The organism is Halorubrum halophilum (assembly GCF_000739595.1).
Taxonomy (GTDB): Archaea; Halobacteriota; Halobacteria; order Halobacteriales; family Haloferacaceae; genus Halorubrum; species Halorubrum halophilum.
Genome location: NZ_BBJP01000014.1, coordinates 88,419 through 111,558, shown reverse-complemented (window position 1 = coordinate 111,558; position 23,140 = coordinate 88,419). Strand labels below are relative to the sequence as shown.

Annotated in this window: 29 protein-coding genes, 1 tRNA gene and 1 pseudogene; 11 read left to right on the top strand and 20 right to left on the bottom strand. The window is 65.4% G+C overall.

The window, feature by feature from the left end; genetic code table 11:
• Nucleotides 1-353: 353 nt before the first annotated feature.
• Nucleotides 354-1,094: a helix-turn-helix domain-containing protein gene (locus ACP96_RS06075; protein WP_050032631.1), complete on the bottom strand. Its 741-nt coding sequence runs from the start codon at nucleotides 1,092-1,094 to the stop codon at nucleotides 354-356.
• 139 nt (nucleotides 1,095-1,233) lie between these two features.
• A pseudogene (locus ACP96_RS17570) lies at nucleotides 1,234-1,377 on the bottom strand (cupin domain-containing protein); the annotation flags it as partial.
• A gap of 208 nt (nucleotides 1,378-1,585) precedes the next feature.
• On the opposite strand from ACP96_RS17570, the gene gnd reads away from it, so the two are divergent.
• Nucleotides 1,586-2,491 carry a phosphogluconate dehydrogenase (NAD(+)-dependent, decarboxylating) gene (gene gnd, locus ACP96_RS06070; RefSeq protein WP_050024755.1) on the top strand — a complete coding sequence of 302 codons (906 nt, stop codon included), beginning with the start codon at nucleotides 1,586-1,588 and terminating at the stop codon, nucleotides 2,489-2,491.
• A gap of 62 nt (nucleotides 2,492-2,553) precedes the next feature.
• Here gnd and ACP96_RS06065 read toward each other — a convergent pair whose 3' ends face one another.
• A complete protein-coding gene (locus tag ACP96_RS06065) occupies nucleotides 2,554-2,955 on the bottom strand; it encodes a hypothetical protein (protein ID WP_050024768.1) in 402 nt (133 codons plus the stop codon).
• Between the two features lie 176 nt (nucleotides 2,956-3,131).
• Between ACP96_RS06065 and ACP96_RS06060 the strand changes: the two genes are divergently transcribed.
• The 3 genes from ACP96_RS06060 (at nucleotide 3,132) to ACP96_RS06050 (ending at nucleotide 7,297) form a co-directional block, all read left to right on the top strand.
• Entirely contained in the window at nucleotides 3,132-3,476 is a 345-nt protein-coding gene (locus ACP96_RS06060; protein WP_050032630.1) for a DUF5802 family protein, read from the top strand.
• A gap of 502 nt (nucleotides 3,477-3,978) precedes the next feature.
• Entirely contained in the window at nucleotides 3,979-4,902 is a 924-nt protein-coding gene (locus tag ACP96_RS06055; protein WP_050032629.1) for a Vms1/Ankzf1 family peptidyl-tRNA hydrolase, read from the top strand.
• A gap of 247 nt (nucleotides 4,903-5,149) precedes the next feature.
• A complete protein-coding gene (locus ACP96_RS06050) occupies nucleotides 5,150-7,297 on the top strand; it encodes a COG1470 family protein (protein ID WP_050032628.1) in 2,148 nt (715 codons plus the stop codon).
• 18 nt (nucleotides 7,298-7,315) lie between these two features.
• Here ACP96_RS06050 and ACP96_RS06045 read toward each other — a convergent pair whose 3' ends face one another.
• The 3 genes from ACP96_RS06045 to ACP96_RS06035 all read right to left on the bottom strand — a co-directional run bounded on the left by ACP96_RS06045 (nucleotide 7,316) and on the right by ACP96_RS06035 (nucleotide 9,179).
• Nucleotides 7,316-7,801, bottom strand: a complete 486-nt coding sequence (locus tag ACP96_RS06045; RefSeq protein WP_050032627.1) for a rhodanese-like domain-containing protein — start codon at nucleotides 7,799-7,801, stop codon at nucleotides 7,316-7,318.
• Nucleotides 7,801-8,127 carry a cupin domain-containing protein gene (locus tag ACP96_RS06040; protein ID WP_050032626.1) on the bottom strand — a complete coding sequence of 109 codons (327 nt, stop codon included), beginning with the start codon at nucleotides 8,125-8,127 and terminating at the stop codon, nucleotides 7,801-7,803. The genes ACP96_RS06045 and ACP96_RS06040 overlap by 1 nt, the downstream gene beginning before the upstream one ends.
• A gap of 65 nt (nucleotides 8,128-8,192) precedes the next feature.
• On the bottom strand, nucleotides 8,193-9,179 hold the full coding sequence (locus tag ACP96_RS06035) for an alpha/beta fold hydrolase (protein ID WP_050032625.1): 987 nt from the start codon (nucleotides 9,177-9,179) through the stop codon (nucleotides 8,193-8,195).
• 276 nt (nucleotides 9,180-9,455) lie between these two features.
• Between ACP96_RS06035 and ACP96_RS06030 the strand changes: the two genes are divergently transcribed.
• Together ACP96_RS06030 and ACP96_RS06025 are read left to right on the top strand one after the other, a co-directional pair.
• Complete coding sequence (locus ACP96_RS06030; protein ID WP_050032624.1) at nucleotides 9,456-11,003, top strand: sulfatase; 1,548 nt, start codon at nucleotides 9,456-9,458, stop codon at nucleotides 11,001-11,003.
• The gene (locus ACP96_RS06025) at nucleotides 11,003-11,425 is read left to right on the top strand and encodes a GtrA family protein (RefSeq protein WP_050024749.1); all 423 of its coding nucleotides are present in this window, start codon (nucleotides 11,003-11,005) and stop codon (nucleotides 11,423-11,425) included. The genes ACP96_RS06030 and ACP96_RS06025 overlap by 1 nt, the downstream gene beginning before the upstream one ends.
• 31 nt (nucleotides 11,426-11,456) lie before the next feature.
• Here ACP96_RS06025 and ACP96_RS06020 read toward each other — a convergent pair whose 3' ends face one another.
• Nucleotides 11,457-12,158, bottom strand: a complete 702-nt coding sequence (locus tag ACP96_RS06020) for a TVP38/TMEM64 family protein (RefSeq protein ID WP_050032622.1) — start codon at nucleotides 12,156-12,158, stop codon at nucleotides 11,457-11,459.
• A 5-nt stretch (nucleotides 12,159-12,163) separates the two neighbouring features.
• Nucleotides 12,164-12,346: a hypothetical protein gene (locus ACP96_RS18520; RefSeq protein ID WP_154020409.1), complete on the bottom strand. Its 183-nt coding sequence runs from the start codon at nucleotides 12,344-12,346 to the stop codon at nucleotides 12,164-12,166.
• On the opposite strand from ACP96_RS18520, the gene ACP96_RS18515 reads away from it, so the two are divergent.
• Entirely contained in the window at nucleotides 12,345-12,977 is a 633-nt protein-coding gene (locus ACP96_RS18515) for a hypothetical protein (protein WP_154020408.1), read from the top strand. The genes ACP96_RS18520 and ACP96_RS18515 overlap by 2 nt on opposite strands.
• Here the strand turns inward: ACP96_RS18515 and ACP96_RS19480 are convergent.
• Entirely contained in the window at nucleotides 12,954-13,226 is a 273-nt protein-coding gene (locus ACP96_RS19480) for a hypothetical protein (RefSeq protein WP_237561621.1), read from the bottom strand. The two genes, ACP96_RS18515 and ACP96_RS19480, sit on opposite strands and share 24 nt — an antisense overlap.
• A gap of 290 nt (nucleotides 13,227-13,516) precedes the next feature.
• On the opposite strand from ACP96_RS19480, the gene ACP96_RS18510 reads away from it, so the two are divergent.
• Complete coding sequence (locus ACP96_RS18510; protein WP_154020407.1) at nucleotides 13,517-14,254, top strand: hypothetical protein; 738 nt, start codon at nucleotides 13,517-13,519, stop codon at nucleotides 14,252-14,254.
• Nucleotides 14,255-14,346: 92 nt separating this feature from the next.
• On the opposite strand, the gene ACP96_RS06005 is transcribed toward ACP96_RS18510, so the two are convergent.
• From ACP96_RS06005 to ACP96_RS05985, 5 genes are all read right to left on the bottom strand, one after another.
• Complete coding sequence (locus ACP96_RS06005; RefSeq protein ID WP_050032643.1) at nucleotides 14,347-14,955, bottom strand: hypothetical protein; 609 nt, start codon at nucleotides 14,953-14,955, stop codon at nucleotides 14,347-14,349.
• Nucleotides 14,956-14,960: 5 nt separating this feature from the next.
• Nucleotides 14,961-15,434 (bottom strand): hypothetical protein, encoded by a 474-nt coding sequence (locus tag ACP96_RS06000; protein WP_237561620.1) that lies wholly within the window; start codon nucleotides 15,432-15,434, stop codon nucleotides 14,961-14,963.
• Nucleotides 15,435-15,747: 313 nt separating this feature from the next.
• A complete protein-coding gene (locus tag ACP96_RS05995; RefSeq protein ID WP_050032619.1) occupies nucleotides 15,748-16,209 on the bottom strand; it encodes an HVO_A0114 family putative DNA-binding protein in 462 nt (153 codons plus the stop codon).
• A 48-nt stretch (nucleotides 16,210-16,257) separates the two neighbouring features.
• Nucleotides 16,258-16,497 (bottom strand): toxin-antitoxin system TumE family protein, encoded by a 240-nt coding sequence (locus ACP96_RS05990; protein WP_200895684.1) that lies wholly within the window; start codon nucleotides 16,495-16,497, stop codon nucleotides 16,258-16,260.
• 287 nt (nucleotides 16,498-16,784) lie between these two features.
• Nucleotides 16,785-17,654: a DUF429 domain-containing protein gene (locus ACP96_RS05985; RefSeq protein WP_237561619.1), complete on the bottom strand. Its 870-nt coding sequence runs from the start codon at nucleotides 17,652-17,654 to the stop codon at nucleotides 16,785-16,787.
• A 172-nt stretch (nucleotides 17,655-17,826) separates the two neighbouring features.
• Here ACP96_RS05985 and ACP96_RS17565 point away from each other — a divergent pair, with 172 nt between their 5' ends.
• Together ACP96_RS17565 and ACP96_RS05980 are read left to right on the top strand one after the other, a co-directional pair.
• Nucleotides 17,827-18,381, top strand: coding sequence for a type IV pilin (locus ACP96_RS17565; protein WP_082222473.1), 555 nt, complete (start codon nucleotides 17,827-17,829; stop codon nucleotides 18,379-18,381).
• An 89-nt stretch (nucleotides 18,382-18,470) separates the two neighbouring features.
• Nucleotides 18,471-18,683 (top strand): YgaP family membrane protein, encoded by a 213-nt coding sequence (locus ACP96_RS05980; protein ID WP_050024763.1) that lies wholly within the window; start codon nucleotides 18,471-18,473, stop codon nucleotides 18,681-18,683.
• Nucleotides 18,684-19,097: 414 nt separating this feature from the next.
• Here the strand turns inward: ACP96_RS05980 and ACP96_RS05975 are convergent.
• The 3 genes from ACP96_RS05975 to trmY all read right to left on the bottom strand — a co-directional run bounded on the left by ACP96_RS05975 (nucleotide 19,098) and on the right by trmY (nucleotide 20,379).
• Nucleotides 19,098-19,170 (bottom strand) — tRNA-Pro (locus ACP96_RS05975).
• Nucleotides 19,171-19,265: 95 nt separating this feature from the next.
• Entirely contained in the window at nucleotides 19,266-19,781 is a 516-nt protein-coding gene (locus ACP96_RS05970; RefSeq protein WP_050032618.1) for a CHY zinc finger protein, read from the bottom strand.
• The gene (gene trmY, locus ACP96_RS05965; RefSeq protein WP_050024742.1) at nucleotides 19,762-20,379 is read right to left on the bottom strand and encodes a tRNA (pseudouridine(54)-N(1))-methyltransferase TrmY; all 618 of its coding nucleotides are present in this window, start codon (nucleotides 20,377-20,379) and stop codon (nucleotides 19,762-19,764) included. The genes ACP96_RS05970 and trmY overlap by 20 nt, the downstream gene beginning before the upstream one ends.
• Nucleotides 20,380-20,429: 50 nt before the next feature.
• On the opposite strand from trmY, the gene ACP96_RS19145 reads away from it, so the two are divergent.
• Complete coding sequence (locus tag ACP96_RS19145) at nucleotides 20,430-20,573, top strand: hypothetical protein (RefSeq protein WP_200895683.1); 144 nt, start codon at nucleotides 20,430-20,432, stop codon at nucleotides 20,571-20,573.
• 33 nt (nucleotides 20,574-20,606) lie between these two features.
• Here the strand turns inward: ACP96_RS19145 and pyrF are convergent, their stop codons facing one another.
• From pyrF to ACP96_RS05950, 3 genes are read right to left on the bottom strand one after another with little or no spacing between them, the layout of a single operon-like run.
• Nucleotides 20,607-21,437: an orotidine-5'-phosphate decarboxylase gene (gene pyrF, locus ACP96_RS05960; protein ID WP_050032617.1), complete on the bottom strand. Its 831-nt coding sequence runs from the start codon at nucleotides 21,435-21,437 to the stop codon at nucleotides 20,607-20,609.
• Between the two features lie 52 nt (nucleotides 21,438-21,489).
• Nucleotides 21,490-22,281 carry a class I SAM-dependent methyltransferase gene (locus tag ACP96_RS05955; RefSeq protein WP_050032641.1) on the bottom strand — a complete coding sequence of 264 codons (792 nt, stop codon included), beginning with the start codon at nucleotides 22,279-22,281 and terminating at the stop codon, nucleotides 21,490-21,492.
• A complete protein-coding gene (locus tag ACP96_RS05950; RefSeq protein ID WP_050032616.1) occupies nucleotides 22,239-23,006 on the bottom strand; it encodes a hypothetical protein in 768 nt (255 codons plus the stop codon). The genes ACP96_RS05955 and ACP96_RS05950 overlap by 43 nt, the downstream gene beginning before the upstream one ends.
• Nucleotides 23,007-23,140: the final 134 nt, after the last annotated feature.

Below are 23,140 nucleotides of genomic sequence, written 5' to 3'. Positions count from 1 at the left end.
AGCAAGCCGCTATCCAACTACTATTTCCTAATCAAATCGTAAATAAATAGTTGACTCTTGAATGATCCGCAGGTTGTCGGCCTTCTGTCACGGCTGAAGCCGCGGGTCTTCGCATCGCCGTCAGTATTGCGCGTGTCGATGAAAACGGAGGAGGGCCGTTTATCAGCGGGCGATGAGTTGTATGAGTAACGCCTTGATTACCCCATGGGCTCCAAAAATATTCAGAGTGCGGTGGGATTCTCACCTACTGGGTTACTCTGTTCAATTTTCTACAACTGACAGATTTCATTCTGGAATATCTAATTGCTGAAAATTCGTGATCATCAGAAAAATCTTTTAAACAACGAATGTCGTCACGGTTCCGAGGCGGTCAACCCGGTCGATTCCGTTCGATCGGGCTCGCGTTCCGGATCGGATTCGTCGTCGCGGACGCTCTCGCCGCGTTTCCTCTCCCCGCGGTCCGCGACGGCGAACTCGCCGTCCACGAACCGCCGTAACACCCGTCCCTCCGCGCGGTGGAGCGTCTCGCTGCACGTCGACTTCGCGAGGTCGCGCGACTCGGCGAGCTCCGTGAGCGTGCATTCTCTGGGGGTGTCGTAGTAGCCGGTCGCGACGGCGGCGAGAACGAGGCCTCGCTGGGCGTCGGTGAGGACGGGCTCCCTGCCGGCGTCGCTCCCCTCGATCCCCACGGTGACCCCCTCGCCCGTGAGCCGTCGGCTGAATGCGGTGAGACGGGAGCGCTCGCCGACGACGTCGACGGTCGCGCGCCCGTCCGTCACCGTGATCGGCTCCTCGATCGGGAGGCCGACCTCCCGCGCGGCCGCGACGTGCGGCGGCGGCGCGGACGCGACGAGTCGGGTTCTCGTCGCCGGTCCGGCCTCGTCGACGACGTCGACCTCGTCAACCCGGTCGTGCTCGCGCAGCGTCTCCACCGTTGCCGCGCGGTCGGTGCCGGCGACGCCGAGCGCGGTCACCGAACCCTCCGCGGCGGCGACCGTCTCGGTCGCGCGGAGCGTCGCGTCCGGGTGGGCCCGGGAGACGTCGCCGAGCCAAGAGCCGCTCGGGAAGTCGAGCCGCAGCGACAGTTGGGTCATATGTGGGGGCAGAACCCGACGGCCCCTCGCCTTACTCCTTCATTCGTTTCGGGTTTAAAACGGGGCGCAGTCCCCGATGATGTTCGGCGCCGCCGACGGACTCCGAGGAACTCGGGGGCCGGTGGGTCGCCTCCGACGGCTACAGCTCCCAGTAGTCGACGGCGTCGTCGATCTCGTAGTACCCGGACAGCGATCGCTCTTCGCGACCGCCCGGTGGCGACCCGACGAACACGCCGAACGCCTCCGAGTCGGGATACACCGTCACGTCCGGCTCGGTCATCGTTCCGGCGGAATCGAACCTCTCCGCGGTCGGTGTCGGTCCAGTCGAGGTCACTCTCGCTAACGTGTGTCATGGATGTCGCACGCACGCCGCGAGCGAAACCGTTGGGGCGTTCTCGGCCGAGCGTCAGAGCGCCGAGCGACGCGGGGAGGGTCACCGAAATGAGCCCCGAACCGGAACCACTACGGCGGCCGGTCGCCACCCCTCGCGCATGGAACTCGGCGTCATCGGACTCGGGCGGATGGGGCAGATCGTGGTGAATCGCTCGCTCGACGCGGGCCACGACGTGGTCGCGTTCGACCTCTCGGCGGAGGCGACGGCGACCGCGGCGGAGGCGGGCGCGACGGCCGCGGACTCGGTCGAGGACCTGTGCGACCGACTGGGTGCCGAAAAGCGCATCTGGCTCATGGTCCCCGCGGGCGACGCGGTCGACGCCACGCTCGCGGACTTGGAACCCCACCTCGACGCCGACGACGTGGTCGTCGACGGCGGGAACTCGCAGTTTCAGGCGTCGGTTCGGCGCGCCGAGGAGACGGACGCCGCGTACCTCGACTGCGGCACGTCGGGCGGTCCCGCCAGCGCCGAGGAGGGCTTCTCGCTGATGGTCGGCGGCCCGGAGTGGGCCTACGAGGCGATGGTACCGGTGTTCGACGCGGTGGCGACCGGGCCGGACGGCCACGACCGGATGGGCGAGTCGGGGTCCGGCCACTACGTGAAGATGGTCCACAACGGCGTGGAGTACGCGCTGATGCAGGCGTACGGCGAGGGGTTCGAGTTGCTCACCGAGGGCCGGTACGACCTCGACATGGAGACCGTCGCGCGCACGTGGAACAACGGCGCCGTGATCCGATCGTGGCTCCTCGAACTGTGCGAGGAGGCGTTCCGCGAGGAGGGGTCGGACTTAGGGGACGTGGCGGACCACGTCGCGGGCGGTTCGACGGGCACGTGGACGGTGCAGGAGGCGCTCGAACAGGAGGTTCCCGTCCCGCTCATCTATCAAGCGCTCGCGGAGCGGTTCGACTCCCGGAACGAGGGGCGCTTCTCGCGGCGGCTCGCGAACCGGCTCCGGTACGGCTTCGGCCGTCACGAGGTCGCGCGGCGCTCCGACGAACAATAACCGGGCGACTGGACGGCGGTCGGCTCGGACGAGGCCCCGCCGTCACCGCCGGTCCGTTTCGTTCAGCTGTCGTTACTGGTGCGAGCCCGTTTGAAAAACGCGAGCGCGGCGCCGAGCAGCGTCAGATTCTGCAGGAACGAGGTGATTTCCTCGTCGCGTGACTCCGGGTCGACGTCCCAGAAGTTGTGCATGAGCGGCGTGACGCCGACGAAGAATGCCGCGACGCTCCCCGCGGAGAGCTTCGGGAGTTTCCAGAGCCCGATACCGAGACTCCCGCCGAGCAGGAGGCCGCTCGATGCGGGAACGAGCGCGTCGGCGGCCGGTACGCCCTTCGCGTCCGCGTAGGCGATCCGCCCATCGAGGCCCGTGAGGTTTCGCAGTGCGAGCACCGCGAGTCCGCCGGCGAAGAGGAGTCGCCCGAAAAGCGGCGGGGCGGCGTCGTCGGTTTCGTTGGTATCTGCCATCACCGCCACGAGGAGACTGATACCATAAACGCTCACTTTACGCGACGTAACTTCCGCTACTTCGAGTGTTACCGAGGATCATTGCGATCGATCGATTGTGATAAACGATAGATACTGCTCGTTCTGGCTCCGGGTAACACTTATGTATGGCCGTGCCAGAGATTACCATGCATAGAATGTTCGAGCGATTCTCAAGCGGGTACTACCTGGGGGAACTGTACGTGGAACCCCACGACGGCGAGCGGGCCGTCATCCAGCGGGTCGACCACGAGCACGTCAACGAGCAGCTGTACGCCGACGGCGAGGGCGTCGAGCGACTCGACGCCCCCCTCGTGATGAAGGTCGGCGGCGGCCACATCCCGGTCGCCGGCGACGAGGACGTGCCGAGCGGGACGCTCGCGATCCCGCAGGAGATCGCGGACGACACCCTCCCCGATCGGCGGAACGTGTTGCTAGCGGACGCGGACCGCGCCGAGACGCTGTTGCGCTGGGAAGGGTGGGAGCCGCACGCGAACGCCTAGTACTACGTGGCCGTTCCCGTTTTCTGTGATTTCGCCGCCGTGATCGGTTGTTTATAAATAGTTGACGGTGAATCGGCGGAGAACACCTCCAAAGCCCCAGTCGCGCTCGACTCCCACAGCTCGCTGCGGTCCTCAGTCGTTCGCTTCGCTCACTCCTTGCGGTCCTTGCGTCGCTGGGGTTCGCCGAGCGCGACTGCCCCTTTGAGTCCCACCCGCCCCGCACAGCACCACCGGAAGACGTTCCTGCTCGCTCACTTCGTTCGCTGTGCGGGCTGCGACTCCCGTGCTCCTGCTCGCTCCCTCCGGTCGCTCACGGGACCGCACCTCACGCCTCCCCAGCCTCGTCGCTGGCGGCCACAGCCGCCAGCGACTCCCTCGCGCGTGCTGACTCGCGCCCTCCGGGCGCTCGCAGGCGCGCGCCACCGCCCGTCATTTATAAGCGAATTCGTTAGCCGGCGGCTACAGACGCACCTTTTAGGTGGCGGGGGGTCGCCGTTCGGGTATGATCGACAGGCTGCTCGGGCGCGCCGAGCTGAAGGAGCGGATCGAGGAGCTGGAGGAGGAGAAACGCCACCTCGAACGCCGCGCCGAGGCCGAGGAGGAGCGCCGGTCAGACGCGGTCGCGGACCGCCAGCGCGCCGAGGAGCGCGTCAACGAGCTCGAACACCGGATCGAGTCGCTGGAAGAGCGCCTCGATCGCACCGAAGACGCGGAGGAATCCGTCGAGTTCCGCCGCGTCAGCGACCTCCGCGGTCCGCGCCTGGCCGACGTGCTCGGGCGCTTTCGGGCGGTCGAAAGCGACGACCCCGAGGGGCTCCTCACCGCCTTCGTCCCGGACGAGGACGCGGTGCCGTCGAGCGTCGCGGAGTGGTTCGGCGATCGAACCCGGCTCGTCCGGCGGGCCGCCCCCGCGGTGGTGATCGCCGACGACACCGGCGCCGTGAGCGCGGCGCTGACGCCCCCGATAGAGCCGGCGCCGTTCGACCGGTGGGACGACGAGTTCCGGCTCGACGACTCGTGGTTCCGGCCGACCGGGCGGGTCGCCTTCGCGCTCGTCCGGTCCGACACCTTCGCCCTCGGCGTCTACGACGGCGACGAACGGGTCGAGTTCGAAGGGTTCACCTCGGACGTGAAGGAGGCCCACTCGAAGGGCGGCTTCTCGCAGGGCCGGTTCGAGCGTCGACGCGAGGGGCAGATCGACGACCACCTGAAGAAGGCGACTGCGGCGCTCGCGGGGTTGGACGACCGCGACTCCGCTATGGACTCCCCGATCGACCGGACGGTCGTCGTCGGCGAGCGCAGCGTGCTCGGCGAGGTCCGCGACCACGCTGACGTCACCGACGTCTCTGACGCGACCGGGAAGCCGCGGGAGGCGCTCAACGACGCCTTCCGCGACTTCTGGACGACGCGGCTCCGCGCGCTCTGAAGCTCGGATCGTGAATGGGGAGACTCGTCGGGAATGATGACATTCAGGGAGTCTATAACTAACCCTTCGCTCCGACACTCGCCGCATGGAGGGACTCGTCACGCGCTCCCTCCCCCCTAATTCTCGAAGCGTCTGGCGTCGCGTCGGGATCCCGACGTGACGCCGACCCGAGTCGAGTCGACCCGAGTCGAGTCGTGTCAACGCGTCCACGAACAGCCCTATGTTCGGCGCGTGCGGTACGATACGCATGCATCGGTCCGAGTCGTCTACCCGCATTCGAGCTGCCGTCCTCGCGCTGTCGCTCGTCGCGCTCCTGCTCGTCGCGCTGACGGCGGCCTGGGGCGCTCCCGGAGCCGGCGGCGAGACGAACCCCACCGCCGAGTCGTTCTCGGGGAGCACCGACGCGGCTCCGGCGGCACAGACCGCCGGCGACGACGCCGACGTGATCCGACTCCGAAACGAGATGGTCCAGACCGACGAGCGCGGAACGGTCGGCGTCACGACGCGGGCGGAGATCCCCGACCGGGTCACGGAGCTCGAAGTGACGCTGCGTAGCGTCGACGCCGGCACCGACACCGACATTGAGGCCGACGGGTTCGTTCCGGCCGACGACTCCGGACCCGACGAGTCGGTCTGGGAGTGGGACGGCGAGACCGCGGATCCGTCGCTCACCTATGCCGTCGACGCGAACGACACGGTCGAGGGGGAGGGTCCCCTCGCGGTCGACGGCACTCACCGGTTCGTCGACGCCGGTGAGTGGGCGCTCGTCAGAACCCCCCGCGTCGGCGCCGTGTGGTCGTACACCGGACAGTACGAGGGACAGGTCCGAAGCGAGCGCGAGACGGTCGTCGCGGGCGAGGGGGTCGCCTCGCAGACGATGGCGTTTCTCGGACCGCACGAGGAGTACGTCCGGGAGGCCGCGGGCCAGCGCTACCGGCTGATCGTCCCCGACGCCGCGGACCCGGTCGCGTCGCCCGACGAGGTGTTCGGGGTCTTCGCGCACGCGTCGACCGCGCTGCAGGTCGGCGCCCGCGACGAGGAGGTGGTCGCGTTCGCCGCCCCCACGGGCGAGGTGTCGTGGGCGGTTCGCGGGCTCCAGACCGGCGACGCGGACCTGTGGGTCCGAGACCGGGAGCCTGCGGGCACGGCCGCGGACGTCTGGACGCACGAGTACGTGCACACCCGGCAGGCGTACCGCACCGAGGCGAGCGGGCGGTGGATCACGGAGGCGAGCGCGACCCACTACGCCGCGCTCTTCGCGCTCGAACGCGGCGCCGCCGACTTCGACGAGTTCGAGGCCACGTTAGCGCGCGGCGAGCGCGACCCCGACGCATCGGCGGTGCTCTCCGACCCGACGACGTGGGAGGGGAACGCCGACTACACGAAGGGCGCGCTCGTCGCCGGCGAGATCGACCGCCGGCTCCGCGTCGAGACCGACGGCGCCGCGTCGCTGGCGACGGTCCTCCGCGAGCTGAACGAGGCCGACAGGCCGATCACCAACGAGGACGTTCTCAACGCGGTCGAGGCGGCGGCCGCCGAGGGCGCTGACGACGCGACCGCGGCCGAGGTCCGCGCCGACGCCGAGCGCCTGACGACGACGCGGGGGACCGCCGAGACGTGGGGCCGAGACGCCCACACGGCCGCGTTCGGCGAGACCCCTGCGCAGGTGGGGTACGAACTCGCGGACGACGGGATCAGGGCGGCCGGCGAGTACCGGAACCGGACCGTCGCCCGCGATCCCGTCGAGTTAGTGGCCGGCGAGTCGCTCGAAGCGGCGGTCGTCGCGTCCAACACGGGCGGCGCGGCCGGGAGCTACGACCTGTCGCTCTCGGTCGACGGCGAGCCGGTCGAGAATCGGTCGGGGACGCTCGACGCCGGCGCCGAGACGGTCGAGCACTTCGAGCATTCGTTCAACGACCCGGGTGAGTACGAAGTCCAGATCGGTAGCGAGCGCCTCACGGTCGCCGTCTCCGAGCCCGCGCGGCCGAGCGTTCGCGGCGTCTCGACGGCCTCCGACCGCGTCGCCGCCGGCGAGTCGGTCGTCGCGAACGCGACCGTCGGCAACGACGCGAGCGTGCCCGCGGGCGGAGAGATCGAGTTTCGGGTCGACGGCGAGACGGTCGCGACCGCGCCGGTGCGACTGGACGCCGGCGAGGAGGCGACGGTCGGCCGGGAGATAACCGTCGACGACGACGGGGGATCGCTCGGCGTCGGCTCCGGGAACGTGACGGTGAGCGTCGTCGGCCCGGTCGACGAGGCGTCGACGACGGTGACTGTCGAGGGCGCCGGTCTGATCTCGGTCGACGGCGCGCCCGGGTTCGGCCCGGCGGTCGCGCTCGTCTCGATCGTCGTCGCCGGCACGTCGCTCGCGCGTCGCGGTCGGCGGGGAGAATAGCCGGGCGGGAAAGAGAATTTAAAAGGGTGCGTCCGGTCCCTCGTTGGCGCCCGCGGTCGGGCCCGTCTCGCCGTCGGTTCCGTCGGTTCCGTCGGATCCGTCGGTCGCCGTCGGGACCAACTCGCCGGCGTCGCGCTCCCACGCCTCGATACCGCCGCGGAGGCTCTCCACGCGCGCGTCCTGCGTTCCCGCGTAGCTCCCGATCAACTGGGCCGCCTGCCGGCTGGCCACCCCGTGGGGGCAGACGGTGACAATTCTCTCGGCGCCTTCCAGCTCCGCGACGCGGGTCGTCAGCTCCGGGAAGGGAACACACTCGCTGCCGGGAATGTGCCCGCGGTCGAAGGCGCGCCGGTCGCGGATGTCGACGATGCGGAGGGCGTCGTCGGCGTCGTTGGCGTCGTTGGCGTCGTCGGCGTCATCGGCGTCATCGGCGTCGGCGGTGTCGGTCCCCCCACTGTCACCGAGCAGGCCCGCCAGCTCGTCGGGATCGATCTCGCCGTCCATCAGGGGAGCGGGCAGAGGCTTGCGGTGATGACGGCGCGCTCGTCGGTGTCGTTCCGGGCGCCGTGGACGGTCCCGCGCTCGTTCAGGACGACCGCGGGCGCCGAAAGCGACTCCTCCTCGCCTCCGCGAACGACGGTCGGATCGCCTTCGAGGACGTGGAAGACGTTGGTGGCGTCGCCGTGCTCGTGCGCGTCAAGGGTCGCGCCCGGCCCGAGCGCGAACGCCTTGACGAGCACGTCGTCGGTGACGACCAGTTCCGCGGTTTCTACCGCTCCGGCGTCGGGTTCGAGCCCGTCGACGGCGTCGGCGTATCGATCGAGCGTCATACCGTGTCGTCGCCGGCGTCGATATAAAAGGCGTTTGGCGGACTATTTAAAAACCGTTTGGCGGACTACTCCCGCGCGCCCGGCGGGAGCGGGTCGGCGTGGTCGGCGATCGCCTCGGCGACGCGGTGCGGCTCCTCGTGGACGACCCAGTGCGTTGCCGTGTCGAGGGTGAGAAGCCGACCGTCGGTACAGCGGTCGACGCTCTCGCCGGCCAGTCGTCTCGAGAGGAACCGATCTTTCGCGCCCCAAATTACGAGCGTCGGGACCTCGACCGTCTTCCTCGTCGACGTCGGACGGTCGCGGACGATCGCTCGGTACCAGTTCACCATCGCCTCGAACGCCCCCTCGCGGTTCCACACGCGGCGGTAGCGCCTGAAGTCCTCGTCGTTGAACGTCCCCGGATCGCTCGACTCCCGGAGCCCTCGCACGGCGAGCCGCCAGTTCCCGGCACTGGCGACCGCCTCGGGGAGCTTCGGGAGCTGGAACGCGAGCACGTACCAGCTCTTGAGCCGCTGGTCCCACGAGTTCCGGAGGGCGCGCTCGAAGACGGTCGGGTGCGGCACGTTGACCGCGACGAACTCCGAGACGCGGTCGGCGTGGTGAAGCGCGAGCCACCACCCCACCGCGGCGCCCCAGTCGTGGCCGGCGACGGCGGCGGTCTCGCGGTCGTAGGCGTCGATCAGGCCGACGGCGTCGCGCGCCAGCGCGTCGATCCGGTAGTCGCTCACGGCCGGCGGCTTCTCCGAGAGGTTGTAGCCGCGCTGGTCGGGGACGACGACGCGGTAGCCCGCGTTGGCGAGCGGCGCGATCGCCTCGTGCCAGCCGTACCAGAACTCCGGGAACCCGTGGAGTAAGACCAGGAGCTTCCCGTCCTCGGGCCCGGCCTCGACGACGTGGAGCCGAACGTCCCCGACGTCGATCGCCCGCGATTCGCCCGGCACCTCATCGGGGATCTCGTCCGGCGGCACGGGCTCGTCGAGCGCCTCGACCCCGAGGCGTCGGTCGCCGGCCGGTCCTCCCTCGCGGCTCCCCTCGCTCGACGCGTCTCTCATACGTCGTTCTCGGGTCCCGAGCGCCAAATAGCTACGTTCGTTGGAAGATCCGTCGTTCTCCCCGCCGTCGCCTCCGCGATCGAAATCCTCAAGCCGCTGGCAGACCGCTGTCGGGTATACTAGTGACTCTGACGTTCGGCCCGACGAGCCGGTGGGCCTTCGCCGGCCCCTCGACTCGGCGGACGCCAGCGCTCCGTTCCCTCCGGGAGCGGAAGCCGAGGCGGCCGATCGGGCCGAGCCGCGGTTCGGCGGCGTTAGACCCCACTCACGCATAATATGGTATCGGACACGTCGGCCTCGGACACAGCGGTATCGACTTCAGCGGTGTCGGATTCGACCGGATCGGATTCGACCGACTCGCCCTCGGCGGGGGACGGAGATATCTCCAACGTTCTCCTCGTCACGATCGACTCGCTCCGGGCGGACGCGATCGGCCCCTACGACGACGACCGACACTCGCCGGTGCTTTCCGAGCTGGCAGCCGGCGGGACCGTCTTCGACCGCTCGTTCGCCACCGGTAACTGGACGCCATTCTCGTTCCCCTCGATCCTCGCCTCCGAGCCCGTCTTCGCCCGCAACGGCGACATCGGCGTGGAGGGGTCCCGGACGCTCGCGTCGGTGCTCTCCGAGGCCGGCATCGCGACCGGCGGCTTCAACGCCGCGAACGGCTTCCTCACCTCTCACTGGGGGTATCCGGAGGGGTTCGACGAGTTCGAGCCGTTCGTCACGAGCGTCGGGTCGAGCCGGTACAGCCGGTATCTCGCGGCGCACCCGACGGTCGAGGCGTGGATCCAGCTCGTCACGTCGCCCTTCCGCCGGCTCGGCTCCAAGCTCCGGGGCGAGAGCGACGACCGACCCTTCCTCGACGCCTCGCGGATGTTCGACGTCGAGGACGCCGCCACGGACTTCGTCGACGACACCGACGAGCCGTTCTTCCTGTGGGTCCACTACATGGACACCCACACCCCGTACGTCCCCGCGCCGCGGTACATCCGCGAGGTCTCGGACGGGCTGGTCGGCACCCACCGGATGCTCCACGCTCACACGCGCACGAGCCTCGGCTGGGAGGTCGGCGAGCGGACTCTCCGCGAGCTCCGGACCCTGTATCAGGCGACGGTGCGACAGGTCGACGCCAGCGTCGGACGGCTCCTTGACAAACTCGAAGCGGCCGGGATCGCCGACGAGACCGCGATCGTCGTCGCCGGCGACCACGGCGAGGAGTTCCAGGAGCACGGCCACCTCGCGCACTACCCGAAGCTGTACGACGAGCTGATTCGGGTGCCGCTCATCGTGAACGTCCCCGACGAGGACGGCGGCCGCCGCGTCTCCGAACACGTCGGGCTCGACGCGATCCCGCCGACCGTCGCCGACCTGCTCGACGTCGAGTCGCCCCCGGAGTGGCGCGGCGAGTCGCTCGCGCCGACGGTGAGCGGCAACGAGTCGCCCGATCAGGACCCCGTCGTCTCCGTCACGGTTCGAGGAGAGGAGGTGACCGAACAGCCGATCCCGCGGTCGCTGTCCGACGGGGACCTCCTCGTGAGCGTCCGCGACGACGAGTGGACGTACATCGAGAACGCGGACACGGGGGACACGGAGCTGTACCACCGGCCCGCGGATCCGACCCAACAGGAGGACCTCTCCGAGAATCCGTCCGACGAGGCGCTCGCGATCGTCGAGCGGTTCGCGCCGATCGCCGCCGAGCACGTCGCGGAGCTCCGCGACAGACAGGCGGACGCGGAGGCGGCCGCCGAAGGTGAGGAGGGCGACGACGACGAGGTCGACGAGGACCTCGAAGCCCGCCTCGAAGCGCTCGGCTACAAGTGATGATCCGCGCCGTTCTCAGGGATCTCACGTCCGGGCCTATCGCCGTTCAGATGCGTCGGTTCGTCGTCGTCGGCGCGTCTACCGCGGCGATTCAGATGGGCCTGTTGTGGCTGTTCGTCGATACGGCTGGACTGAACTACCTGATCGGCGCCACCATCGCCATCGAGATCACGATCGTCCTCTCGTACGTGCTCAACAACGCGTGGACGTTCCAGGCGAGCCAGAACACGGGTACGAGCGAGTACCTCGGCGGTCTGCTCAAGACGAACCTCGTTCGCGGGACGGCGATCCCCATCCAGCTCGGCGTCCTCTACGCGCTCGTCGAGTGGGCGAGTATCATGTACCTCGTCGCCAACGCGGTCGCCATCTTCCTCAGCGGGCTCTACCGGTTCGTCCTCGATCGACATTGGACGTGGGGATAAGCGCGGACCCGCCGAGACTCGAACGGATCGCTCAGAACGGAAGCCGCGGCTCGACGCGCGCGACGAGGTCCCTGACCGTCTCCTGCTTGTAGTAGCCGACGACCGACGCGAGGACGACGATCGCGATGAGCGCTATCGCCGAGAGGAACTGCCCGCTCGCCAGTTCGCCGCCGGCGTACACCGTGAACACGTACGCCGGCAGTCGGCCGACGCTGATTACGGCGATGAACGCCGGGAGCGACCACTTCGTGAGGCCACTTAAAAAGCAGATGGCGTCGTCGGGGAGCCCGGGGATGATCACGAACGCGAACAGCCCCGGTATTCCGACCGTGTCGACGAACCCGTCGAACCGCGCGATCACGTCCTCGTGGAGCACGTCCTCGACGAACGACCGGCCGTACCGCTTCGCGAGCGAGAAGGCGATCGCGCTGCCGATCAGCACGCCCGTGAGGCTGTAGACGGTGCCCCAAAACGGGCCGAAGAGGAAGCCCGCGACGAGCGCGACGACCTGACCGGGAATCGGTGCGACGATGACCTGGAGGGCCTGGATGGCGATGAACACGAGCGGGGCGAGGACGCCGAACTGCTGGAGCCACACGCGCAGGGATTCGGCGTTCGTGATGAACCCCGCGTACTCGCGGACGAAGAGGTAGAGGGCGACGAACGCGACTGCGACCGCGATGAGCACGAGGATCCCCCGCCGCCGGTCCGACGCCGAGGCGAAGAGTTTCATTCGTGTTACACCCGGCCAGCGGTGGACTTGAAGCTTGTCAAAGTTGCAGTTGTGGGTATGGCTGACGTCGTCGTCGACAGCACCGAGACCGCTTCGGGCGAGAGTTCCAACAGAGATGTCTCAGAGATGCGCGCTTCCTGAACTGCCGTTCCAAAGCTAGAAGTGACGACTGACTGTTTGATGCTCATGGACCAGTCTGATTTTGATAGACCACAAAACGATCCACGTGCTCAGCGTGTGATACGGTCGATCGAACGATTTGCCACGGAGTTCGATCGACGTGTCCCGAGAGAACATGCCAACGAAGTCCTCTACGAATCGGTCCCACTCGAAGGTGAAGTAATCCGTCAGGGGCCAGAGCGGTTCATCGAGGAGCATCTCATTCGTGACGTTGCTGACGCTCTCGGCTACCAGTATCGGCCACAGCCGAAGGGATTCAAAGGACTCGGAGACGATACGCCCGATTTCACGATTACCAACGTCGACGTAATAGTGATCGGTGAACTCAAAGCTCCAAACGGAATCGAGAAGGCACAATCCGAGTCGATCAGCTACCTTGATCAAGCTGAAGATCGCCCTCTCGTCGGGATCGCCTCTGACGGGTGGACATGGATCAAGTACACGGCTTCAGAGGGTGACCAGCCGACGTTCAGCAACCATTGCTCTCTCCGTCAGGTTATCCGTGATATCGCTCGCGAGCAGTCAGTGGATAGATCGCCACACCGTGATCGGTCGGAACTACGTAGGCGCTGCTACGACTTCGTGAGTGCGTTTAGTGCTGAAGATGTCGGCAAGTCAGTTGAAACTAAACAGGGATAGAAACGTTACTTTTGAGGCCATCAGGTCGACTGCACCACAGCGAGTCCTTTCAGAGTCTATTCTCCCACAGCCCCCTCGACAATCTCGATTTCTCTCAGTCAGCCTCCACAGTTCGTAGACGATCTCGTCGATAAACCGGTCCGTCTGCTCGATCTTGGCGTTGAGCTCCTCGGCGCGCTCCTTCGTCCGCAGGTAGTTCTCCAGATCGTCGGCCACGTCGTCGGCGATCACGTAGCTGAAGCCTGACACGGGTCTGTAGCTCCGAGAGACTCCTTTCAAGTCAAATTATTTAACCTTCCGCTACGCTACGCTGATCGATGGTACTACCCACAAACGACTCGCAAAGGGCGACGGATAGTCAGGGAAAGTCTCGGAGTAGACGGGCCTATTTACGATCGTCTGGTGCCTTGGCAGTAACCGGAATAAGCGCTACCTCTGGTTGTTTGGGCACGGATCCCCCGTTTGTCTCTGGCCCAGAATTTGAACCAGACACCGTCGCTCGCGGAACTGGGACTTTATCAGCTCACGCTACCGTGCCGATGAAAGAAAAAGTTCGTGGAGAACCGGACGACACCACCTCTATCGACGCTAGTAATCTTACGTCATCAGTTGACTCGTCGGGGAGAACAACGACATTTGATACGGATGTGACTATCCGTCCATCGGAGGATCTCAGCGATCCAGAACCGATTGCTGCCTGCAGCAGTGTGCTACGAGAGACGTATTGGCAGGCTCCATCTGACGGACAGTTCGATGTTACCGCATTATATGATATCGAAGGAAATTGGTCATATAGATTCAACTGTCCAGATATTGTCCCTGAAGAAGCAGTCTCACACGCAGCAACCAACCTGATCGTACTCAAGAATCCAGAACAGGATGTCGCAACAGATTCTGCGACACACGCAGACTACGCCGTAGGTAATGTGGAAAACAGAACCGAGAGTTTACTCAGATTTTTAATAAAACAACTAGTATCTCGGTATCTACCTAGCCCAGCAGGATTACTTGCAGGGCCTGTTGTTGGTGTTGCACTTGATTATGCTTCAGCAATTTGGGATTCGGTGACCGGCGACTGCTCTCCAAGGGATCAGAACCGCACCTATTTTTCTTCTGAAGAACCACTTTCAGTGAGCTTTGGTGCAAAAGAAGGAGAGATCTACAAAGTTGTTCTTGTGTCAACTGTTGGGTGTGAATATAATATGAAAGCATTTACTTACGCATCGTACGCCGCACTCTTATCCGTACTAGAGTTGAATGAGTTATCGATCCAGTAATCTGTCGGCCTAATCTCCAGTTATCTTATAATAGTATGGTGGTCCCGTTCCGTTTTTTGCGCACTAGATTGCTCTCGTTACAGTTACCACTCTTACGACCTAATCTCCCACGTAATCGCCGCTCCTTGCGCTTGCACCGGATGCTGCAGGCCGTCGAACGCCGCAACCCCACACACGTCGACGTCGATATCGAACCAGTACCCGATATCGCGAGCCGTCTTGTCGGCCAACCGCTCCGCCGTATACTGTTCGGGAAGATTCGCGACGGTTTCCGGGTCGTCATCTGACCGCTTGTAGAACAGTCCGAGTAGTCCCCCGTCACGACCGAATCCTGACTCGCTCAGCTTTTGTGCGTCACTCAGCAGCGTGTGCTCGTGAAACGGACTGAAGACTCGCATCGGCATCGAGTCCTCCGGATCGCCGTTTGCCCGCCAGTATCGGAGCAGCTTGCACTCGACCGGGATCCCGTCCGGGAGGACGAGATCGCAACTCTCGGCGCTATCCGGATAGGGGACCTCCAACCGCGTGTCTTCATACGCCGAGCTGTGTCGCTGTAGCTCGTCGACGAGTAGTTCCACCTGCCGCGGCTCGTCCTCCGAGCCGATCCCGTCTCCGTACTGTCCCTGGGTATTCCGATCGACAGTCGGGATGACGTTCGCGATGTCGTCTGCCAACCGTGTCAGCGCGTTCTCGCTGGTCATATTCATTAGTACCCGATCAGTAGCGTCTCGAAGGGGAGCTCGACCCGGCCCGAGGCGTACACCGTGTCGATCACGTCACGACTCTTCTCATACGCTCTACTCTCTGTCGTTCGGCCACCGTTGTTGTACCGGTAGACGTTCGGAACCACGAGGACGAGCGTGTCCACCTGGACCATCACCGCCGCCTGAATCAGGTCGCGATACAGCGCGTTCCCCAACACGGCTCGCGACGCCTCAACCTCCAACCCGTATCGCTTCCCCTCGTGATACCCGTCGACCTCGTACTGGAGGTCCGGCTCTCCGTTTTCGCCGAACAACACCGGGCGGTGGATCTTCTCTTCCTCCTTTTTGCCTTCCTCAACGTCGAAGCCGATCGCATCTAGATCGTCGCGAACGACGTTGAGTACGTCGTCGCTTTTGAGCCCGTTGTCGTCTTCGACGGTCGAGATCGCGCCCTCGTTCGCACGGAACGCTGCCACGACTTCCTCGACGAAGTCAGGTGGAGCGCGAGTCCGTGGGTAGTAGCAATAGCGAATATCCGACATGGATCTGTCGTCGACAGCCGGGTGTAAGAATCTGCAGGGAGTCTGCGTGACCATGTCGTCGAACTCCTCATGAGTTTCTCGATCAACTCTCGGTGACCGTGTCATGAAGTCTGTGCCGGGCGCCAGGTGTAACGAACCCAAATAGTGACACGACTGCCACCGCTCTGGCCGTCGTCGACGAGAGCGTAGGGGAGGGTACATATCACCTGTCCCAGCCGGTGGTTTGGGCCGCTCAACTGCGATTGTCTCACGCCGCTGCGGGCTCCTCACCGGAATCGCTCGCGGTGAGTTCGACATCGAGACGGATGCGTTCGTACGGGAGGTACGGACGCTTCGAGCGGTTGTCGTCCTCGACAATGAACACGATCCCGTAGTCCGACAGCAGCGTGACATCGTCGTGGACCGTCTTGTAGTCGCGATCGAGCGCCTCCGCGAGCGCGCTGATGCTCTCGGCGGCGCCGTCAGTGTCCATCAGCGTCTGGAGCAGTTCGATCCGCCGGTCGGTGAGGATCTTCCGCAGCTCGCCGACCGTCGCGAACGACACGACCGCGGGCTGTGGTTCGCCGTCGGCGACCGCGTCGACCGCGGTGAGCGTGTCCTCGAACGCCTTTTCGAACGACTCGACAGTGATGCGAAGGACCTCGGGATGCGGCCGGTCGCGAGGGTCGCTGTACTTGTCGGGCCAGCCGTCGTGGTCGGATTCAGTCATTGGTGGTCTCCGTGTCCGCTAGCGTCGCGATCTCGTTCAGGAACCGAGTCACGCGAGCCGCGGGTCCGCGATCTCCGTGTCGTCACCGAATCGAGCGTGTCGGTGATGCCAACCGAGATCGCCGTCGTCGTGCGCGTCGTCGTACCGGAGCAGTTCGCCGGTCTCGGGGTGGTAGTACTGAAACCGGTAGAACCACCCGTCCGGATACTCCTCGTCACGGATCGCGAATATCTCCACGCGCCCACCGGGGACGGCGCGGTTCAACTCGATCGGGTGGTGCTCCGGCATCCTGCTGTACTATAACCTATGACCCCATAGAACATAAGTTTACTCACGAACTCGCCTCTCCGCTTACTGAACGTAGGCATCCGGGCCACGAGAACCCACATCTACCGCTTGACCGCTCGCTCGTCGCCACACATGCTACCCTCCATCCCGCGGGGTAGGGACTGGCGCACGCGCGAGCGCGAAATTTCCGGCGCGGTTCGCCGCGATTCTGCAGATCGATTGAGATCTGTCTCAGTCGGCACTCACCTAAGCGTCCGATCCCTTCACTGAACGACGACCTGTACCCGTCACGAGAGCCGATCTTCGCTCCAGTAGGCCATTCGCATCGGAATTTTTGCTCCGTCTCGATACTCTTTGTCGTGCGGGAGAAAGTTTAGATCCTCCTCCGGATATGCCGCGACGACGGCAAGACCGAGGGCGTCGATCACGTCGTCGACATCGATCTCACCCGACTCATGATCGAGGTCACGACAGATCTCTCCGAATACCACACTCGGGTTGTCGAGATGGCCGTCGAGCGCTTTGAGCCGCTCACCGATCCCTTGAGCGGTCTTCTTCGAGTGCGTGAGCTGCTCCCCGAGCAACCCGCGGAAACAGACCTCTGGATGCGACTCGATCACGACCTCGCTTGCTGCCCCGTTCTCTCTGAGGAACGCGTCGACTTCGCCGATCGCGGCGGCGATGTTGTAGGACTGTTTACTGAGTCCTTTGCCGATATCGTCCTGATTCTGTTCCGCGACCGTCTCGTAGTCATCACCGTCTTTCGCCGCTTCACACGCGCCCCTTGAAGGGGCGGGAAAGACAGACCCGGGTCGTCCCGTTACCGATCGCGCAGCCGAGTCGAGGATTTCGCGCTTGTCGAGCGTCTCCTCGTCGTGAGGTAAGCCGATCGGCACATCGATCAGAATCCGATCGAAGTCCCAGTCCGATTCCCAGATCGACGAGAGATGTTCCTCACGCAGATACTCTTCTCGAGCACCGTCTTTCAGTACGATCGCGAGCCACTTTCCGCCCGCCCAGTCGACCCCCGCAACTGTCTCTCCCGACATTGAATGATTCCGAGTTTTGAGTGACAGGTAATGAAGCACGGGGACGGTTAGAGGAAAGAATCTGCAAGCGTGGGTCTTGCTTGTGGTCCGTGTCGCCGTCGTCGACAATCGGCTCGCTGTCGGTGCTACTATCTCCGAAAGTCAGGGTAGGGGATTTAATACACTCGTTCATGCCAGAATAAGGAATGAATAGCTGACCAGCCTTGCTTATTGATGACGAGTCCAGCTTTCGCTGTCGATACAAACACATTAGAGTTAGTATACTACTACATTGTGTAGAGTGAGCGCTCCGTCGTCGTCACGGGCTGTTTCGTCAGTCATTGCGACAGTCTTGATGGTCGCAATAGTGGTCATACTGGCCGCTACAATTTCGGTATATGGGCTTGGGTTTGCTGACGACATAACCCGGCCCGGACCCCTCGTCGGACAGTCAAGTGGTGAGCTTGTTTCTCAAGATGGTAATGATGGGGGTATCGTCCGAATAAGACACATCGCAGGCGACACAGTACAGGTGCGTAATATGGAAATAGTTGTTGACGCGACAGAAGCCTGCGGGAAGCAGAGCCGACTGGTCGGTCTACCAGCGACCTCTGGTAATTCAATTAGCGACTCAAATATTGAAGGTGACGACATTTTCGATGAAGGTTCCTACAACAGCGACCGTACGCCCGATAAGAATGCGATTCACAGGTCAGAATACGCCACTGGCGATGAAATAGCGTTCCGTATCCCAAGTACTGACTGTTCTATCGATAGGGGAGAAGAAATCGAGGTACGCGTCGTTCACACACCAACAAATTCAGTCATAATAACACAAACACTGACAGTGACGTAGGCGACGATGGATTCCGCCATTATCATTCAATCCGAGTTGTAATATTCCACGAGAAAAGACACAAGCAAGTGGCGTCCTATCCCGTTGACATGGCAGAAACAAACGTCGGTGGCCGCGACCGTCTCGCCCGCACACTACTCGCCGCTGTTCTGTCTGTTGTCGCAATCAGTACGTTCCGAAAGGGGAAGCGAAAGACTGGCTTGCTGGCTCTCGTTGGGGCGCTCGGGTTCGGATTCAACGCGACGACGTGCTTCTGTGGGCTGAACAAGACACTCGGTATCGACACTACGACTGACGAGTAGACGCCGGTCAGAACCGCAAGGCGGCTCCGAGAGAATCCTATGTTAGCATAGCGGCGACACAGCCCTGTTCTCGAAGCCGCTCAAAGCGTTAGAGAGCCTTCTACAGATGGTGTCACAATCTACGTGACTCACACCTTGACCGCACCTACTGCGTACTCACGGCGTTCTCTCGCCTCACGCGCAGAACTCTGGCACACGAATCGGTTGAAAAATGTACGCTAAAGCCTCAATACCTACAGACCCATCCCCAAATGAGGGAAGGACTGAAGAAGCCACAGCCCCTACGTATTCATAGAAGCCCATGACGGCGTGGGGACGCACTTGCGCCGCAATTGGAATCAACAGTCAGGTTCTAAACAGGATTTATAAAGGACGGACTCCCGTCCCACGAATCCTGAACGAATGCGGGAGAAGTGGGCCGGCACGAATTTGAATCGTGGTTACGGCCACCCGAAGGCCGAAGGATACCAAGCTACCCCACCGGCCCGCACTCGACAGAAGGCCATTCGTTCTTTTAACCTTTCCGAAAACGGGGGGCGATCGGGGGCCGCGGCGAGCGCGGCCGCCCACCGATTGACCGCCTCACGACTCGAAGTACCGATCGCGATGCGCCCGGCAGCCGGGGTTGAACGCGGCGTCACACCGGGGGCAGGCGTCGTCGCTGGACTGCGTCCGGCTGCCAGAGGCGCGTTGCGCCTCGCTGTCGTCGGGCTTCGCCCGACTGTCACCGGGCGAAGCCCGGTTGCCCGAGGGACTCTGTCCCTCGCTGCTAGAGGCGCGTTGCGCCTCTCCGTCGCCGTCGAGGTACTCGCGGGCGGTGAGCGTCGCGCCGCAGGCCCCGCACAACACCGCCGGCTCGTCGAACCGGTCGCGGGGCCACGGCTCGGCCTCGTGGTCGGTCGCGGCCTCGTGGCACGCGTCGCACGGGTAGTACGCCGCACAGCAGCCGAACCGGAGCGCGACCACGTCGACGGCGCTGTCCCAGTGGGCACAGCGCGTCTCGGCGTCGACGGCGACGCCGCGGAGCGGGACCGCGAACCGGTCGTCGGTCGCGGGCGCGGTCGTCGTGCGCCGGTCGTCAGTAGGATTCGTACCCATCGGTGTCGAGCCAGTTGTGGACGACGGATATTGTGTGGTCGGCGTGGAGCCGCTTCGGGCCGACCCGCACGCGGCGGTCAACGCGGTCGGCGAGCAGGTCGCGCTCGGCCGGGGCGAAGTCGTTGTGGTCGGAGAGCACGAACACGGGGTCGGTCGGCGGCGCGGCCTCGACGAGAGGGTCACCGTCCTCGTGGAGCTGGACGAGGGTCGGATCGGTGGCCGTACCCGCGCCGCCGTCGAGCAGCCGGTTCAGGGTCGCCTCCAGTCCCATCCGGCGGAGCTCGACGCCGGGCGAGACGTCGGCGGGCATGTGGCCGATGGCGTCGTCCCGCGCGTCGAGCGCGTCCCGAATCCGGGCGGCGACGTTGCGCTCGTCAGGGTGGAGGTGTCGGAGGCTATCGGCGTCGAAGGTGACCGTGAACTCGTCGGCGACGACGAGGTGGACCCGAACGTCCTCGCGGATCCCGTGCGAGAGGAAGACGCCGCCGGCGACGCACCGACAGAGGAGGTCGAGCCGGCCCGCGCCGGGGATGTCCGACAGCGAGATCGCGTCCGGATCGGTCGGCACGTCGTGGCCGATGACGACGAACTGGCGCATACGCGGGGGTCGCCCCCGACACTCATAAGCGACCCGACCGGAGAGGACCCATGAGCGTCACCGGACTCTGTCAGGTCTGCGAGGCGGCACAGGCCACCCACAGCTGCCCGCGGTGCGGGAACGCCGTCTGCGACGATCACTGGAACGGTGGTGCGGGCGCCTGTGCGGCGTGTATGCAGGGGCGCCAGCAGTAAGCGCGCAGCAGGACGCCGGCGTGACGGGCTTCCCTACCGATACCGATTCAGCCGCTTTTTGAGGCGCTTCGCCGCGTCGCCGGCGGCGCCGAAGTAGGTCGCCTCGTCGCCCGGGCTGCTCGACTCCTCGCCGGCGAAGATGATCCCGCGCGAGGAGTTGACGAGCCCCACGTCGACGGCGGTGTCGGGACGATCGGCGAGCCCGTGTTCGACCGCGGCCTCCGCGTCGCCGCCCTGGGCGCCGACGCCGGGGACGAGGAAGGGGATCTCGGGGACGATCTCTCGAACTTCGGCCAGCTCCTCGGGCGCGGTTGCGCCCACGACGAGGCCGACGTTGCCGTTGCCGTTCCACACGTCCGCGAGCGCCGCGACGCGCTCGTAGAGGGGCTCGCCGGAGGCGAGTTCGAGGTCCTGGAGGTCGTTCCCGCCCGGGTTCGAGGTGCGACAGAGGACGAACACGCCCTTCTCCTCGCGGTCGAGGAACGGCTGGAGGGAGTCGCGGCCGAGGTACGGGTTCACCGTGATCGCGTCGGCGCGGTCGAGCGCCTCGGCGTAGCGCCGGGTCGTGTTGCCGATATCGGCGCGCTTGGCGTCTAAGAGGACCGGCACGTCCTTGCCGTGGGCGTAGGCGATCGTCTCCTCCAGCGCGCGCCAGCCGTCTGCGTCCTCGTAGAACGCCGCGTTCGGCTTGTAACAGGCGGCGTGCTCGTGGGTCGCGTCGATGATCCGGCGGTTGAACGCCCACCGCGGCAGGTCGGCGTCGGCGACGGCGTCGGGGAGGCGGCTCGGGTCGGGGTCGAGCCCGACTGAGACGACGCTGTCGGTCGACTCGATCCGGTCCGCGAGCGTCTCGAAGAAGCTCATGCCAGCCAGTGCGACCGGGGGCGCGCTAAACGTTGCCCTTTCGCCCCACCGCTCACCCGTCTCGGCCGTCTACGGATCGGTGGCCGGCGCACATCGTGATCGTCCCGAACAGATATCGCTCCTCCGTCACCGTCTCCGCGTTGTCAGCGAGTGCCCGTCGCGCCGCGGCCGTCCGCGCATCTAGTTGGTCGAGCGGATCGCGAGCGCCCGCGTCGAACAGCCGACCGTTCAGTCGGGCGAACGCGGAGAGGGCGGCGTTCGCCGGGCGGCTCCCCCGCGGCGCGAACGCCGCCACGACGACGCTGTCGGCCAGTTCACACCACCCGCTCACGACCGCGTACGGCTCCGGGAACAGCGACGTGACGAACGTCGCGAGGACGGCGTCGGCCTCTCCCCCTTGGATCGGTGGATCCGTGGCGTCGCCCCGCACGAACTCGACGTTCTCCCACCCTCGCCGCTCGGCGAGTCCCCGCGCCCGCTCCAGCATCGCGCCGGTGATGTCGACGCCGACGACGCGCCCAGTCGGGCTCACAGCCTCGCGCAACGCCGGAACGTTGACGCCGGGGCCGCACCCGAACTCGACGACGGTGTCGCCCGGATCGAGGTCGAGCGCTCGCACGCAGCCCGCACGCACGCCACCGACCGAGGCGGTCGCCCGCGCGAACCAGTCGTAGACCCGCGCCCACGCGGCGTACCCCCGCTGGATCCGTTCTGCCGCGGACTCGTCGCCGGCTTCCGGTGGCGGCTCGTCTCCGGCGTGCGATCGCGACGGTGTCGACCGCGGGCGCCGACGATTCCGGGTCACGAGTGAGCCTGGACCACCGCGGGAGCGGTCTTCGGCCACCATAGTTCCGGGCCGTCGCGTGCGACAGTGGAGTAGCACCGCTCGCTCCCGTCGCAGTCCCGCGGTCGCTGGTAGTCGATCCCTCGCTCGGCGAGGTACGTCACGTAGCCGTCGTCGACGCGGTCGAGCTTCTCGTGGCACACCCACTTCTCGCCGTAGATCCGCGCGCCCGCGTTCCGGTACGGACAGGTGAACGTCGTCCGCTCGGCGCCGGCCTCGCTGTCGGTCCCGTCGATGTCGACGCCGACCGACCGGTACGCCAGTCGGAGCCGCCGGACGACGCGCTTCGGCGACGACGCACCGAGGAAGAGCCCGTGCGCGAGGACGTAGCCGAAGCCGTGGAGCAGCCGCTCGACGCGACTCAGGTCGTCGGGATCGTCGTCGAGCATCGACCGCAGCGTCGCGTACCAGCCCGCGATCTCGGTCACCTCATCGGCCGTCTCGTCTGCCGCCGCGAGCGCTCGACGCTTCTCCGGAAGCGGCGCGGCCCCGTCCGAGAGCCGGAACGACGGCACGGCTTCGACGTGTTCGAGCACGTCCTCGCGGAGGACCTCGCCGTCGCCGTACGCCTCGGTCAGGTCCACGAGCTCCGGGTACCACTCGCGGGCCAGCCTGCCGTACGCCCCGTCGAGGAGGTCGTCGACGCGGTCGGCGGCGTCGCCGCCGGGCGCCGCGGGAAACGCGTCGACGACCCGCCGGAGTTCGGCTGGATCCGGTCCTGCCATGCGTCGACGTGTCGGGCCACGGACTTGAATCCGCAGGTCGGGTAGCGACATCGAAGCCGGCGATTAGACGGAACCGGCGGTCTGCGTCGAGACTCGCGTCCCGTCGGTTGAACCGATACTGTTGCGTTTCGTCG

What these genes read in the sequence shown, in the direction of transcription:
- ACP96_RS06075 (WP_050032631.1), bottom strand. Translation starts at nt 1,094, where the DNA reads ATGACCCAACTGTCGCTGCGGCTCGACTTCCCGAGCGGCTCTTGGCTC.
- gnd (WP_050024755.1), top strand. Translation starts at nt 1,586, where the DNA reads ATGGAACTCGGCGTCATCGGACTCGGGCGGATGGGGCAGATCGTGGTG.
- ACP96_RS06065 (WP_050024768.1), bottom strand. Translation starts at nt 2,955, where the DNA reads ATGGCAGATACCAACGAAACCGACGACGCCGCCCCGCCGCTTTTCGGG.
- ACP96_RS06060 (WP_050032630.1), top strand. Translation starts at nt 3,132, where the DNA reads ATGTTCGAGCGATTCTCAAGCGGGTACTACCTGGGGGAACTGTACGTG.
- ACP96_RS06055 (WP_050032629.1), top strand. Translation starts at nt 3,979, where the DNA reads ATGATCGACAGGCTGCTCGGGCGCGCCGAGCTGAAGGAGCGGATCGAG.
- ACP96_RS06050 (WP_050032628.1), top strand. Translation starts at nt 5,150, where the DNA reads ATGCATCGGTCCGAGTCGTCTACCCGCATTCGAGCTGCCGTCCTCGCG.
- ACP96_RS06045 (WP_050032627.1), bottom strand. Translation starts at nt 7,801, where the DNA reads ATGGACGGCGAGATCGATCCCGACGAGCTGGCGGGCCTGCTCGGTGAC.
- ACP96_RS06040 (WP_050032626.1), bottom strand. Translation starts at nt 8,127, where the DNA reads ATGACGCTCGATCGATACGCCGACGCCGTCGACGGGCTCGAACCCGAC.
- ACP96_RS06035 (WP_050032625.1), bottom strand. Translation starts at nt 9,179, where the DNA reads ATGAGAGACGCGTCGAGCGAGGGGAGCCGCGAGGGAGGACCGGCCGGC.
- ACP96_RS06030 (WP_050032624.1), top strand. Translation starts at nt 9,456, where the DNA reads ATGGTATCGGACACGTCGGCCTCGGACACAGCGGTATCGACTTCAGCG.
- ACP96_RS06025 (WP_050024749.1), top strand. Translation starts at nt 11,003, where the DNA reads ATGATCCGCGCCGTTCTCAGGGATCTCACGTCCGGGCCTATCGCCGTT.
- ACP96_RS06020 (WP_050032622.1), bottom strand. Translation starts at nt 12,158, where the DNA reads ATGAAACTCTTCGCCTCGGCGTCGGACCGGCGGCGGGGGATCCTCGTG.
- ACP96_RS18515 (WP_154020408.1), top strand. Translation starts at nt 12,345, where the DNA reads ATGGACCAGTCTGATTTTGATAGACCACAAAACGATCCACGTGCTCAG.
- ACP96_RS18520 (WP_154020409.1), bottom strand. Translation starts at nt 12,346, where the DNA reads ATGAGCATCAAACAGTCAGTCGTCACTTCTAGCTTTGGAACGGCAGTT.
- ACP96_RS18510 (WP_154020407.1), top strand. Translation starts at nt 13,517, where the DNA reads ATGAAAGAAAAAGTTCGTGGAGAACCGGACGACACCACCTCTATCGAC.
- ACP96_RS06005 (WP_050032643.1), bottom strand. Translation starts at nt 14,955, where the DNA reads ATGACCAGCGAGAACGCGCTGACACGGTTGGCAGACGACATCGCGAAC.
- ACP96_RS05995 (WP_050032619.1), bottom strand. Translation starts at nt 16,209, where the DNA reads ATGACTGAATCCGACCACGACGGCTGGCCCGACAAGTACAGCGACCCT.
- ACP96_RS05990 (WP_200895684.1), bottom strand. Translation starts at nt 16,497, where the DNA reads ATGCCGGAGCACCACCCGATCGAGTTGAACCGCGCCGTCCCCGGTGGG.
- ACP96_RS05980 (WP_050024763.1), top strand. Translation starts at nt 18,471, where the DNA reads ATGGCAGAAACAAACGTCGGTGGCCGCGACCGTCTCGCCCGCACACTA.
- ACP96_RS05970 (WP_050032618.1), bottom strand. Translation starts at nt 19,781, where the DNA reads ATGGGTACGAATCCTACTGACGACCGGCGCACGACGACCGCGCCCGCG.
- trmY (WP_050024742.1), bottom strand. Translation starts at nt 20,379, where the DNA reads ATGCGCCAGTTCGTCGTCATCGGCCACGACGTGCCGACCGATCCGGAC.
- ACP96_RS19145 (WP_200895683.1), top strand. Translation starts at nt 20,430, where the DNA reads ATGAGCGTCACCGGACTCTGTCAGGTCTGCGAGGCGGCACAGGCCACC.
- pyrF (WP_050032617.1), bottom strand. Translation starts at nt 21,437, where the DNA reads ATGAGCTTCTTCGAGACGCTCGCGGACCGGATCGAGTCGACCGACAGC.
- ACP96_RS05950 (WP_050032616.1), bottom strand. Translation starts at nt 23,006, where the DNA reads ATGGCAGGACCGGATCCAGCCGAACTCCGGCGGGTCGTCGACGCGTTT.